Source organism: bacterium (assembly GCA_037131655.1).
Taxonomy (GTDB): domain Bacteria; phylum Armatimonadota; class Fimbriimonadia; order Fimbriimonadales; family JBAXQP01; genus JBAXQP01.
Genome location: JBAXQP010000036.1, coordinates 1 through 13,896, shown reverse-complemented (window position 1 = coordinate 13,896; position 13,896 = coordinate 1). Strand labels below are relative to the sequence as shown.

The following is a 13,896-nucleotide window of genomic DNA, read 5'->3' as shown; positions in this document are numbered from 1 at the left end:
ACCTAGGAGTAGAAGTATTAGGAGCATCAAAAGGCGTAGATAGAGAATTGATAAGAGCCGCATTCAAAGACAACCCCCTAGGCCAAGGTTCCGAACAGACCCCTATGGCGGTTGTAAGGAAAGTGTAACGAATGGGGGCAGGTCAGTCCCCTCCACCCCCTACCCAAATAACCCCATCAATATGCGCAAACCTTAATGCGTAGTGGGAGGATACAGGTGGGGGGGTCTATCCCTCACGTGGTTTCAACCGCTTGGCTTGTCTCCAGAACCCTTCGATATGGCCTGACGGCCTACTCAGGGAGGCGGATTTGAGATTCTATGTCCCACTTTTTCAAGGAGTTCTGGAGTAATCCTCACTCTGAATTCGCTATGTTCCATGAGTCATTCCAGAACCTCCCCTGCCCCATCTCGACGATGAGTTGATTCAGCTTACCGACATCCCATGGCGGATATCGAGGGGGAGGGCTAACAATAGAAATTAATTTATTTGCTTTTTTCTAAAAACCCAGTATATTTACCAGCCCATATATTTTACTGACATGGAAAGAAACCATAGCAAGGACAGCCTAAGAATGTTCTCGACCCGAGGATGGGTGTGGGCAATCTGCAATGTTTGGCGAAGCGCCAAGAAGTGCAGTGGATCAGAAATAAAAACCCCGATGGGGGCGTTGTCTGGTCACCCCCAACACCGATCATGGATAGAAAAACATTAGTTCAAATCATGGAGGATCTGACGAATGGCAATTCGAATTAACACAAACGTTTCTGCAATGAATGCTTTACGAAACGTAGGAATCACATCTAATGAATTCAGCAAGTCGGTTACGCGGTTATCTACTGGCTTGCGCATCAACTCAGCAGCGGATGATCCTGCTGGTCTTATCATTTCCCAAAAACTTGGCGCCCAAATTTCTGGTCTCGACCAAGCCGTCCGCAACTCGCAAGACGGCGTAAATATGGTCAAGACCGCTGAAGGCGCTATGGATGAAGTCAACAAGCTACTCAAGGATGCCCGCGGTATTGCTGTTGCAGCCGCTAACACGGCTACACAGGACTCAGGGTCCCTTCAGGCGCTCCAGAATCAGTTGACCTCAATTACCAGCAGTATTAACAGAATCTCTTCAACCACTTCCTTTGGCGCCAAAAAGTTGCTCGACGGAACAGCCGGCGCTTCAGCCGCTGTCACCGACACGACTAACGTATCGAATATCTCCCTCAGCGGATCATTCAATGGTCAAGCCATTGCTGGCGGGCTCTTTACTATGGACCAGACCACTGCAGCTACAAAGGTTGCTTTGACTGGTGGTACCACCTACGCTTTAACAACAACGGCATTGGGCAAAACAGGCTCGATCATCCTTAACGGCGTAAGCATTGCATACACCGCTACTGATACTGCTGCCGCTTTCGTCCAAAAGATCAACGAGAGCGCTGGTCAAACAGGTGTACTGGCATCCCACACTGCTACCCAAGGAATCGTCTTAACTCAACAAAGCTTCGGCTCGAACAATAAGGTGACTCTCACGGATAGCGGCCTCGCACTCAACAATGCTGCTTACTCGTCTGTTGCAGGCATTAATGGAGTGTACGACGTATCAGCGGTTGTTTACAACAGTCTGGGCGCCACCGCAGTTGCGACAGTTGCCTTCACAGGCGGCCGCGTAACCGGAGACTCTGGGCTAAAGTTGACTGACACCTACGGTAACACATTGAACATTACCGCGGCTGGCAACGGTGTCGCTATCGCTACAACGGTTGGTCAGACCATTAGCAACGCGCTTACCTTCCAGTTGGGCGCGAATTCTAATGAGACGGGAACGATGTCGTTGTCCAATATGGCTGCCAGTAACTTGGGTACAACTGCCGTAGCAGGTCTAAATCTCAGCAGCATCGATGTGACATCTGCCACCGGGGCGAGCAATGCCATCAAGGTCATTGACGAAGCCATCAACCAAGTCACAACAACGAGAGGTACTCTCGGATCGTTCCAACGCAACGTTCTGGAGAGCAATATTCGCTCGTTGAACGTCACCATTGAAAATCTTACATCTACTATGTCGTCCATCCAGGACGTTGACGTCGCAGATGAAATTACTAACTTCACCAAGCAGCAGATCCTGCAACAGTCCGGTTTGTCCGTGCTGGCGCAAGCGAACTCTGCCCCGCAGGCCGTTCTCTCTCTCCTGAGATAATAGTTCTAAGGGGTTGCTGAATCCAGCAGCTTGCACCTAAAGTAACATAACCGCGGGCGGGAATAAGCTTCCCGCCCGCTACAAAAATTGCAGTCATGTTATAAAACCTATAAATATTGCGAGGGTTGCCCGATAATCTTCATAGACAGTCTTAAAGTCTATCTTTGAAAGTAAGATTAAGCTCAGCCAGAAGGCATGAGTTGTCGGGAGGAATAAAGGAATGCCCCTACGCATAAATAACAACGTGTCTGCGATGAATGCTCTTCGAAACCTTAGCATAACCGCAGATGATACGGCCAAAGCTGTTGAACGGCTTTCTACAGGCATGCGAATCAACCGAGCCGGGGATGATCCTGCGGGCTTAGTCATTTCTGAGAATCTGCGTGCCCAGATAACAGGCATTCAGCAGGCTTTAAACAATTCTCAAGATGCTTCTAACCTTTCAAAAACTGCTGAAGCTGCGCTGGGTGAGATTCAAAAGCTTCTTAATGAATCAAGAGCTCTTGCTGTTCACGCAGCCAACACCGGCGTCAATAGTGTTGATACTATTCAAGCCGATCAAACGCAGATTCGATCGATTGCTGAAGCGATTAACCGAATTGCCAATCAAACTTCTTTCGGCAACAAAAAGCTGCTAGATGGGTCTTCAGGCGTTACAGCCGCAATATCTTCACCAGCAAACGTAACCGCCATACAATTAAGTGGCGCATTTAACGGACAGACTATCTCATCTGGTACCGTTACAATGACCCGAACAACTACTGCGACTAAAGTCTCTTTTGATGGCGCAAAAACTTATGCTACTGCAGCTACATTAATCGGCACTACTGGAGCAATCGTCCTCAATGGAGTAAGCATCAACTATTCCAGCACCGATACAGTTGCTGCTTTTATGCAGAAGATTAATACCTACTCCGGTCAAACCGGCGTTCTTGCCAGTTTCGATACGGACCATATTCAATTGGATCAGCAAAACTACGGCGCGAACTATAGCGTTCAAATTCAGGATGCCGGTAATGCTATCCACACCGCTACCTACTCATCGGTTGCCGGAATAAATGCTGTTTATAATGTTTCAGCGGTTGTTTACAACAGCACAGGCTCAACTGCAGTTGCTACTGTTGCTTTCTCTGGCGGGAGATCCACAACAGATTCAGGATTAAAACTAACAGACACATTTGGAAACTCAGTCCTCATTACAGAAGCAGGAAACGCAGTAGCGGCGGCGACGACAATTGGTCTTGCCTTTTCAGGATCTGTGCAATTCCAAGTTGGCGGCAGCCCGAACCAAACGGCGCAGGTATCTTTCGGTGATGTTCATGCTAATCGACTAGGAACAGGCGCTGTTGCGTTAAAAAGCTTTGACTCTATCGATTTAACTGCAGCACAAGGCGCTACTGAAGGAATGCTGATTATCGATGATGCTATTGCTCAGATTTCGCGACTTAGAGGCAGCATCGGTTCATTCCAAAGCAACGTTCTCGAAAGTAATATCCGTTCGCTATCTGTAGCGAAAGAGAACCTCTCAGCTACGGAATCGAGCATCCGTGATGCCGATATGGCCGAACAGATCACTCAATTTACGAAACTACAAATTCTGCAGCAATCAGGCATGGCAGTATTGGCGCAAGCAAATACTGCGCCGCAGAGTATCCTACAGCTGCTTAAATAGGACTTTCTCCCACCAACCCCACCACCCAGAGGTCCCGTCCTGCATAGCCGGGGCGGGGCTTCTGATCGTTATGCGGTGATGGATACCTGTTAGGTTTGCCTATAAGCATTAATAAAGTGGCTGACGATAATTAGTAATTAGGTATACCAGGTTCGTTTCGGAGGACAACTGATGGCTACAGGAATTAACTTTAACGGTCTAGCATCAGGACTAGATACAGAATCGATTATCACTAAATTGATGCAGTTGGAAAAAGTGCCTATCCAGAGGCTTACAAAGCAGCAAACTGATCTCACGAATCAGCTTTCTGCAATGCAGCAATTCCAATCCAGGGTCAACAACCTTCAGGCATCTCTAGGCGCATTAACTAATACCACCGCATTCTCATCCGTTACAGTTTCTAGCTCGAAAACTGAAGTAGCCACTGTTGCCACAACCTCTACCGCTCAACAAGGAACCTACAGCCTAAAAGTAAGCCAATTAGCTCAATCACAAAAGATAAGCTCTAAAGCTTATAACAATTCAACTTCTGCTTTAAACCTAACCGGCTCCATTGTAGTTAACAACAAGGCAATCACGGTCACAGCAACGGATACTCTCGCCACAGTTGCCGGAAAGATTAATACTGCAAATGTCGGGGTCGTAGCCTCAATACTTAACGGTGGTGAAAACAGTACCTATCTCACCCTTACCGCCAAGGATTCAGGGATTGCAAATAAAGTAGGGATAGCTGATGTTGGCTCAGGCAATGTACTCAACCAATTAGGACTTCTCAGTGGGGTCGAGTCTGTACGCGAATCGATTACCAATGGAATGGCGTCATTCGATTTCACCAGTCAAACGACTGCGATAGGTTCAATGCTCGGTTTAAGCGCTTCACCCACAGGGACGATTACAGTGAATGGTCTCGATGTTACTATTGATCTGGCAACCGACACATTACTGACGGTTGCTGACAAGATTATGGCAGCCGATCCGACAGTGACTGCCACTGTAACAAGTACGACAACAAATGGAACAACCAAATACTCATTAGAACTAGTGGGAGCCGCTTCCCAACCCACCCTAACAGACAACAACAATATTCTCAAGGTTATGGGGCTTACTCAGTTCAACCCTGGGGATGAATTGCTTGCAGCGAAGGACGCTCTTTTTTCAATTGATAACCACTCATTTAGTCGTTCATCCAATTCAATCACCGATGTCATATCGGGCGTAACGGTCAATCTTGTCAAAGCTAACTTAACTACCCCTGAGGAAAGCACCATCACGATGTCGAAAGACATCACGACGATGAAAAATAACGTCAACAACTTCGTAACAGCTTTTAACAATTTTGTTGATTTCGTAGATGCGAACTCAAAGTTAGATGCGGCTACTTTCGAAACAGGCGCCTTCTTTGGCAATTATGTGACGAGCAGTATACGCGATAGTGTTATTGGTGATGCCACTAATATAGTTTCTGGATTAAGTGGCACTCTTGATACCCTAACAGAAATCGGCATCACGCTCGACTCTTCCAATAAGCTTTCAGTTGATAACAGCAAACTAACAGAAGCACTTAATGGAGATGTGAGTGCGATAAGCGCTCTCTTCCAGTCAGTCGGCACACCCAGCACCACAGACTTGCGTTATATAAGTTCGACCTCTAAGACGACAGTGAACATAACAGGTTATGAAGTAAACATCTCCCAACTGGCAACCAAAGCTTTGGTTTCAGGTACACAAGCATACACCAGTCCTTTACCGATTGGCGAGACGGAAATGCTTACATTTTCGGGAGTGCCTTTTGGCTCGAGTTCGATTAATATCCTCCTGACGGGGGGGCAAACACTCGATCAAGCAGTTGCTCAGATAAATGCCGACACACGTCTCAACAGCCAACTTCAAGCCTCAAATGTTGGCGGTATCCTTACTTTCACAGCCGTAAAATATGGCAGTCAAGGCAATTTCTCAGTCGTTTCCGATAAAGATGCTCTTGGTTACAGCGGTGTTGGCAAGACTGCGATATTAGGCACTGGGTTGAATGTTAAAGGAACTTTGGATGGAGGTACGGAAATTGAAGGTCTTGGCCAGTTTCTCACCGGCGCCACCGATACGGATGCTGAAGGGCTTCAGGTGATGGTCACTGGTACAACACTAGGTAGTTATGGCACTGTCAAGTTCACACGTGGTATTGCTCAAAATATCTCAGATTATCTTCAGGGAGTAAGCGATTCTGCCACTGGTGACATCTCCGCATACAACAAGTCCATACAAGACCAAATTGACTACTTGACCACTCGAATGACTGAAATGCAAGCGCTAACTGCTGATAGAGAAATTGCGCTCCGCGCGAAATTCTCCGCTTTAGAAGATACCATCAGCAGGATGAATAGCCAATCTTCTCAGTTAACCGCAATGTGGAACGGCATTGCTGCGAATAAGTAAACCTAAGTCGGAAGTACATTGCTTCCGATTATTTCAATGACTAATAAATATCGAGGAGAAACTCATTGCCTGGTAGTTATGACGCTGTTGATCAGTACCGCAAGACCGCAGTAAACACCGCATCGCCACTTGAACTTGTGGTCATGTTGTATGATGGCGCAATCCGCTTCATCGATGCCGGCAAGATTGCCATGGCAAAGAAGGATCTTGAGGCTCAAAACACAAACCTTCAAAAGGCGCAAAAAGTCATCAATGAACTAATCACCTGCCTGGATATGCAGCGAGGCGGCGAAATTGCTACGAACCTCTTCTCGATTTATAACTTTGTGAATAACCAACTTATTGAAGCGAATATTAATGACCGCGAAGACCTTCTCGATGGCGCAAAAAGCCTTCTTATAAACCTAAGAGAGGCTTGGATAACAATAAAAGATCAACTCCCTGCCTCCCCCTCTATTGGTGAAAAACCTAGACTTGAGCTAGCAGGTTAAATAATGAATAACCCGATACAAAAACTTCATCAACTTACTCTATCCCTCGAAGAGGCGGTTGTCACCGAGGATTGGCTTTCTATACACTCACATTTAAATGCTAGAGATGAAATATTATTAGCTATAAAATCATCTACTACCGATCGAAAAACATTATCACGGGTTATTGCTGCTGACAAACGATGCCAAGAGCGTTTGCAGGGGCTAATGTTAGAATTACTTAAAAAGCTGAAGACAACCTATCATCAAAAGCAAGCATCCACTCTTTATGCGCCTGTCAGGAATCCCTCAGCCAAGCTTTTAGAACAGAAGGGATAGCTTGCCTGGCGACATTATAATACATTCACTATCATTATCCATTAAATTCTTCTAATTCCTCTTGTTCCATTCACTCTAAAGGTATAATTTCTCTTGGCAAATTCATGTTGTTAGAAATAGTAGGCTATAGACACACTTATTCTGATTTCTCGCCATGAAGTAAATTATTCTCCTTCAGCAGTATTCATTTTGCCCTGATGTAAGCATTCTAAAGAGCAAGCATCAGTTGTGCTGCGAAATATTATTGTCGAGGATTTGCAGTGAATGACAAGGGAACTGAACTGAAGGATCTAGCGCTCACGGAATTGGCGCGCTTCTCAAAACAAGCGCCATGCAAAAAGGGAGTTCCAACTTTAGTTTGGAATTATCGTATGCGAACCACTGCTGGACGTTATTTTGTATCTACTCATCTTATTGAACTCAACCCACATCTTCTAACGGATGAACAGCGAGTAAAAGTCACTCTTGCCCATGAATATGCCCACGCGGTAGCATCTTGTAGGGCTAAAGGTGAAAGTTCTCACGGCCCCACATGGCATACCGTAATGGCTGAAATAGGCATTGCGGCGAAGGTTCGTCATTCATTCGATGCTTCAGCCTTACGCCGTCCCTCACGTTGGCTCAAAGAATATGAGTGCCCTGTATGTCTGCATAGATGGCATGTGCGACGCCTGTATACCGCTAACTGCTATCACCCTTGCGCAACTAATACCAAACATGTAAAGCTCAGATTAGTAGGCGTGAAAGAGGCTACTGCGGATAAAGCCTGCAATGATTCGATTGGAGAAACTTAGTTTATTGTAGCTTTAGAAAATGAAGGATCGGGGCGACTGGATTCGAACCAGCGACCTCTTGCACCCCATGCAAGCGCGCTATCCAAGCTGCGCCACGCCCCGATGTGAAGGTTATTATACCACGAAGGCTAAGCTAGACAACCCCACGACCAAGCATCCTTCTATGTTTTCCAACCTTCTTTATTAATCTCTCAATAAATCAGGCTCATTTTCTTTGCTTATGAGCAAGAAGCCCTCTCAAGTCAAAAGGCCAGGAGGAGCATGCCTTTTGACTTAACACTTCCCTACTTTGGTTACGTAGCTGGCAATGGCAAGGCGGTCTTCTTCTCGTTCTCCGGCGAAGGCTAGGTGGGACATGAAGACACCTCCGATCGCTTCGGATGCAACGACTCTAGCAGGGATTGGGGGAAGAACTTTACCGTTCAGATCAACATTTTCCAACTTAACAATGCTTCCGGCATTAAATAGCTTGCCGGCTCGAAGACGCGCTCCGCCAACACAGATGTCCAAAATAAGACCACTTGATTTCTCTGAGCCAGGCAAAGTGGAAATATTCACTGCAAGCGGATCGGCCAGAGACGCTCGTTTGAGAAGCCGACGTTGTCTCTTTTGCCATAGTCGAGGCGCTAACATAATCAAAACAGGATTAGGACTGCCACGGCGAGCAGTAACCTCAGTTGGGAATTCATAAAGGCCATCTTTACCCGTCACTAAAGCTCGATATCTTGAGCTGACAGGAAGCGGCACAACCACCCCATCTTCTACCGGCGCCTTAACGATAAAGTTTTTTAAATCGGTTGAAACGATAAATGAGGAATAGCTGGTTCCCATATGATCAGTGAGACGAATTTGCGAGCCATCCGTCATCCAATGCCGCATAGCCACCACCTGACGCATTTGCATGCGTTGGACAGCAAAAAGCGATGATCGAACTAAAAAAGCTACAAGTACAGTCGTCACGCCAAAACCCAGCGCCAACACCGCGCTATTGAGCGCATAAGTGAATGCCGATGCTGGTTCGCCTATCACCGGGTTTCCCGGTATCGCCAATATCAAGTGGTTTAACATCTCTGCCTCTCAACTTTTACCGGAACAAGGCATCCGTTATTTATTAGCGCCTGCAGTTACCGAAACAGTCTCAAACTGGAATTCAGCATGAGCTTGTTTCAACTCTTCCATGGCTTCACTCGTTAATACGAGTGCATCATCCATCGGTTCAGTCTGGTCTTTCGTTTTAAATTTATGTGCGGTCGTTGCCGCTTGAGCCAATAATTGAGCAGCTAAAAGATATCTTCGATGGCTTCCTGAGTAAGCCAATGGGACATCAATAGTTTCTAAATAATTGGCTAGACTGTTTATCTTCTTCAAGGCTTCTGAAATATGGACATTAACTTCACTAATATCAGAATTTTCGTTACGAGCTTCTTGCCTGATAACCAACATCAATGTGCCCATACGTTTAATTGAAGTTTCCAGCAGGGGGATAATCTCTCGATAGCGAGCACGCAATACTCTTGCATCTAAACTTATACCACGATCCTTGGCTTGAGCATTAGCTTGAGCGCTTTGATCGTAATCATCTAACATTAGCCAAGCTTTTGCCAAACGCAAATATGGCTCAGAGTCTGTCGGTGAAACCTTTACTACTAATTTATACTCTTCAATTGCCTCTAAAGTTCGCAACCGGGCTAAATAAAGATCTCCAAGACCCAAATGAATGGACGAATCATCAGGCGATTTCAATATCAAAGATTTGTATGCCGATTCTGCATCTTCGAATGACCCTGTCTCAAGCAACGCCATCGCATAGGCATTTTGAAGAGCGCCATTATCACCTATCAATAGGCGTGCTCGTTTGCACTCATCAAGCGCGGTCATCGGCTGTTTTGCTTGCAGATAGGCTTTTATTAAAGCCACACGAGCGTTAGGATTCATCGGATCAGCATCTACCGCCTCGCGAAGAGGTCCAATCGCCTCTGTTGCTCTTCCCTCTTCCAATATTTGTAGACCGATGCGTAGCGCTTCAGGTTCCGTCTCATTTGACTTTTCTCGTATTGCAGCTTCCGGAAGAGTAGCTTTCGGATCATCTCCTGTTGCTTTTGTGACAGGGACTGACTTTAATGGTTCTGATGCAATGATCATCGCTATACTTCGAGCGGCTCCCGAATCTGTAGCAATCCAGTCAGTTTCATCCTTCACTTTTATTTGATAAACCTTATTGGCTGACCAAATAGGTTTGCGTCCAACTGCGGTAAAAAGACGAGCGCTAGTATCAAGCTTTTCAGAATCATTTATTGCCCGAATAAGTACAAAATAGTCACAATTGAGCGCAATCGCAATCTCGCGTGCAGCATCGAGATTAGGGTTTACCTGTGCGGATGCTAATCGCTTTCTCTGAATCGCATTCAGAATTGCCGGCAGGTCAGGTTTATATTCGATGGCATCGAACTTACCGGTATCTCCAAGCGCCTTTGCTAAGTGCTCTGCAAGCGGTTCGTTCAAGAACTTATCATCTTTAATTTCCGCATAATCCTGGACGACAAGGATCACTGGCCTTGCGAAGGTCAGTGGCGCTATAAACAGAAGTGCGATCCATAAGATAAGCCGTTTCATTATTTATTGACCTGATTTAACAATTGCGAGCTGACTTTTACATACTTGAATTCCCTGCTGAGCTTCAGGAGAATTTCCACTTTGTTGATAAGCAGCGATTGCCTTCTCAAGATATGTCGCCGCATTATTGTTATCACGCAAATAGCGATAGCAAGTTCCTATTTGCTGGTAGATCTTGGCTTTGTCCGGGCTGTTTGGCAGCGCACGCAGATAGGCAGCAACTGCCTGCTTATGATTACCGGACATCTGATATTCACGGCCTATTCGAGCATAGGCCTGGGATTCAGCATCAGGCGACAATCCCTGCGGTGTGCCTGAATTTGAATTAGAGTAACGATTTTTGGGAGTATTACCGCCGGTTACGCTAATCTCAAACTTTGCCTTAACATCGCTATTTTTTGAAGTCTTATCATTTGTATTAGCAGCAGCGTTAGTGTTATCACTTTGAGCGGGATTTCCACTCGGCAAGATAGGCTGAACTGCGCTTGCCGGGGTAGGCATTGAATCTGGGTTCACAATTAATGGAGGCATCGGTGAAAACCCAGTTTTAGGTGCAACTGGCGCTTGTGCATCATCACCGATTGCTGCCGGAGGAACGGGAGTATTTGTGTCCGGTAGTGCCGGTGGCGCCTGTTGAGGAGTTGTGGCTGTCGTTACCGTTCCAGGTGGTACTGAAGAGGGATTGCTTACTACAGCCGGACCTTGCGGTATCGTAACCGGTTGGGTAGATGTTTGAGCCGATTTACCTATTATTCCAGGATTCAATAGAACTAAAAGCGTAACCGTTATGAGGCCAATTGCCAAAACTGAAAGCCCAGCGACCAATGAAATCATTAAAGGCGATTTCTTTTCGATAAGTACTAATTCTGGTTCTTTCGGGACTGCGCTTGGGCGTTTCAACTCTTCCAGCTTTATCCTGTCGGCAACACTATCAGGGTTTAAGACCAATACCTGTTCATAGGCATCGATTGCCGGGCCAACCTCACCCTGTTTTTCATATATCATCGCTTTTAAAGAGATTGCATTTACGTTATCACGTTCAATCGCCAATACTTCGCCTACTGCAATTAAAGCTTCGTCATAGCTGGCTTCATGGAATAGGTTGAATGCTTCCTCAAGCCTTTTTTCAAGACGCTCGACAGTTTCAGGCGGCGGTACATGATCCGGAATTACAAGACCGCAATTCCGACAAAACTTACTGTCATGAGTGTTTCTAACCCCGCATTTAGTACATATCATATCTAACAATCCTTCTTAAAACAACAAACCAGGTCTATTCGACGGTTCAGGGATACCTAAGTGTTCATAAGCAAGGCGAGTAGCCACACGTCCGCGAGATGTCCTTTGAAGCAGACCTAACTGAATTAGGAATGGCTCGTAAACGTCCTCGATTGTTCCCGAATCTTCATTAATAGCGGCCGCCAAAGTATCCAAACCGACTGGCCCACCGCTAAACTTCTCAACAATAACTTGAAGTAAATTTCGATCAGCAGCATCAAGCCCAGCATCATCGACTTCAAGCATCGCTAATGCCGACTTTGCGACAGGAAGAGTAATGTGACCATTGGCGCGTACTTGTGCATAATCACGAACTCGTCTGAGTAACCGGTTGGCAACGCGAGGAGTTCCACGGGAACGTCTGGCAATCTCCGCCGCACCCTCGATATCGATCTCTATCCCAAGGATATTAGCCGAACGAATTACAATCTTATCAATGTCTTCAACATTATAAAAGCCAAAATTAAGGACAATTCCAAATCGATTTCGAAGCGGAGAGGTCAATAACCCCACCCGCGTCGTCGCACCGATTATAGTGAATTTAGGCAATTCAAGTCTTATCGAACGGGCGCTTGGCCCTTTCCCGATGATAACGTCAAGCATGAAATCCTCCATCGCCGGATAGAGAACTTCTTCAACAGCTCTCGGCAATCGGTGGATTTCATCTATAAATAAGACTGAACCCGCTTCCAGGTTTGTTAGAATTGCCGCCAAATCACCAGGACGTTCGATAGCAGGTCCTGATGTAACACGAATCGCAGCTTCCATTTCGTTTGCGATAATAAATGAAAGAGTAGTCTTCCCTAACCCAGGTGGGCCATAGAGAAGCACATGGTCGAGGGCTTCTTTTCGAAGCAAAGCCGCCTCCATAAATATCCCTAAGCTCTCTTTTATCTTAGGCTGGCCTATAAATTCACGCAAACGCTTAGGCCGGAGACTAAGTTCGATATCATTATCAATCTCCTGCCTCTGCGGCGATACTATTCTCTCTTCTTCCGAACAATTATCCTGTTGTGCCATTTTCCTATTGGGTAGCGCGTAGTTCATATTCCGGAATCCGGATACATACTACGTTCATTCTATCCTTTTGTCCTTACTCTTTTTAACGCCTCTTTAACAACTGCGTCTACGGCAACATCTTTGCCTAATTCTTTTATAGCTTCATCTACGGCGTTTCCGGCTTCTTGCCTACGGAAGCCCATTACAATTAAAGCTTCAATGGCATCAATAACAACTTCACTACCGGCACGAGAAACGCCCACCGTTTCAAGTCTTCTTTCAAAAGCAGCAACCGCGAGCTTATCGCCTAATTCAAGAACAATTCTTTGCGCCGTCTTACCGCCAACGCCTGAAACCGTTTGTAAGCGTTTGGCATCCCCTAGAGCGATTGATTGAGCCAGAGTATCCGAACCCAATGTCCCAATAAGACTAAGTGCAACTTTTGGGCCAACCCCTGAAACAGACACTAGCAAATCAAATAGTTTTCGTTCCCAACCATCCACAAACCCGTAAAGAGAAGGGCCATCCTCCCTCCAAATCAGACGGATGAAGAGAACCACTGTTTCATTTCGAGGAGGTAAACCACTAAGAACGGATTTAGGTACCAACACCTCGTACCCAACTCCACCGGTATCAACTAATACTCTGTCCGCGTCTACTTCGAGTAGTGTTCCTTGAAGTCGTCCAATCATTAGGCTTTCACCGCGCCCAAAGGGCATTAGCATTCCGTGCATAGTCTTGGCGCCAAAAAATATACGGTAAGTATACCGTGAAAGATCCAACTGACTAGTTCGTTTTACCTAAATCCACTGATCATGAGTAGGTCTGCAACCTTAGACCAAGAACCTTGTGTTCTTATGGTAATAAATCTCTGCTTTTCGCAAAATTTTCGAGAAATTTTCTCGCTAGCTTTAATAGGGTTTGACAAAAAAACAATAATGTTGTTTAATTGAAATAATCTACAGTCGTGTGCTAAGCCTTGTAGTTCTAATCCATGACGAGGAGTATTACCAAATGATGAGAAATATGACACACAGTTTGAAAAAACATTGGAGAATAATGGTTGTATTTGTCTTTCTGATAAGCCTAGCTTGCGCATACCTATACAA

At 45.8% G+C, this 13,896-nt stretch carries 12 protein-coding genes and 1 tRNA gene; 6 read left to right on the top strand and 7 right to left on the bottom strand.

Features of this window, described 5'->3' with window-relative positions; all coding sequences use genetic code 11:
* Positions 1-737 precede the first annotated feature (737 nt).
* The 6 genes from WCO51_03110 to WCO51_03085 all read left to right on the top strand — a co-directional run bounded on the left by WCO51_03110 (position 738) and on the right by WCO51_03085 (position 7,897).
* Positions 738-2,192, top strand: a complete 1,455-nt coding sequence (locus tag WCO51_03110) for a flagellin (GenBank protein ID MEI6512245.1) — start codon at positions 738-740, stop codon at positions 2,190-2,192.
* Positions 2,193-2,412: 220 nt separating this feature from the next.
* Positions 2,413-3,864 carry a flagellin gene (locus tag WCO51_03105; protein MEI6512244.1) on the top strand — a complete coding sequence of 484 codons (1,452 nt, stop codon included), beginning with the start codon at positions 2,413-2,415 and terminating at the stop codon, positions 3,862-3,864.
* Between the two features lie 171 nt (positions 3,865-4,035).
* Complete coding sequence (gene fliD, locus WCO51_03100; protein MEI6512243.1) at positions 4,036-6,294, top strand: flagellar filament capping protein FliD; 2,259 nt, start codon at positions 4,036-4,038, stop codon at positions 6,292-6,294.
* A 65-nt stretch (positions 6,295-6,359) separates the two neighbouring features.
* Positions 6,360-6,785, top strand: coding sequence for a flagellar export chaperone FliS (fliS, locus tag WCO51_03095; protein MEI6512242.1), 426 nt, complete (start codon positions 6,360-6,362; stop codon positions 6,783-6,785).
* A 3-nt stretch (positions 6,786-6,788) separates the two neighbouring features.
* Entirely contained in the window at positions 6,789-7,103 is a 315-nt protein-coding gene (locus WCO51_03090) for a hypothetical protein (GenBank protein ID MEI6512241.1), read from the top strand.
* Between the two features lie 260 nt (positions 7,104-7,363).
* The gene (locus tag WCO51_03085; protein ID MEI6512240.1) at positions 7,364-7,897 is read left to right on the top strand and encodes a SprT-like domain-containing protein; all 534 of its coding nucleotides are present in this window, start codon (positions 7,364-7,366) and stop codon (positions 7,895-7,897) included.
* 27 nt (positions 7,898-7,924) lie between these two features.
* On the opposite strand, the gene WCO51_03080 is transcribed toward WCO51_03085, so the two are convergent.
* From WCO51_03080 to WCO51_03050, 7 genes are all read right to left on the bottom strand, one after another.
* Positions 7,925-7,999: transfer RNA gene (locus tag WCO51_03080), tRNA-Pro, on the bottom strand.
* Positions 8,000-8,170: 171 nt separating this feature from the next.
* A complete protein-coding gene (locus WCO51_03075) occupies positions 8,171-8,965 on the bottom strand; it encodes a flagellar brake protein (protein ID MEI6512239.1) in 795 nt (264 codons plus the stop codon).
* 36 nt (positions 8,966-9,001) lie between these two features.
* Positions 9,002-10,510, bottom strand: a complete 1,509-nt coding sequence (locus tag WCO51_03070; protein MEI6512238.1) for a tetratricopeptide repeat protein — start codon at positions 10,508-10,510, stop codon at positions 9,002-9,004.
* Positions 10,511-10,513: 3 nt separating this feature from the next.
* On the bottom strand, positions 10,514-11,749 hold the full coding sequence (locus WCO51_03065; protein ID MEI6512237.1) for a tetratricopeptide repeat protein: 1,236 nt from the start codon (positions 11,747-11,749) through the stop codon (positions 10,514-10,516).
* Between the two features lie 15 nt (positions 11,750-11,764).
* Positions 11,765-12,835 carry a Holliday junction branch migration DNA helicase RuvB gene (ruvB, locus tag WCO51_03060; protein ID MEI6512236.1) on the bottom strand — a complete coding sequence of 357 codons (1,071 nt, stop codon included), beginning with the start codon at positions 12,833-12,835 and terminating at the stop codon, positions 11,765-11,767.
* Between the two features lie 32 nt (positions 12,836-12,867).
* Positions 12,868-13,479 carry a Holliday junction branch migration protein RuvA gene (gene ruvA / locus WCO51_03055; protein ID MEI6512235.1) on the bottom strand — a complete coding sequence of 204 codons (612 nt, stop codon included), beginning with the start codon at positions 13,477-13,479 and terminating at the stop codon, positions 12,868-12,870.
* Between the two features lie 104 nt (positions 13,480-13,583).
* On the bottom strand, positions 13,584-13,896 hold a 313-nt coding region (locus WCO51_03050), incomplete at its 5' end, for a hypothetical protein (protein ID MEI6512234.1).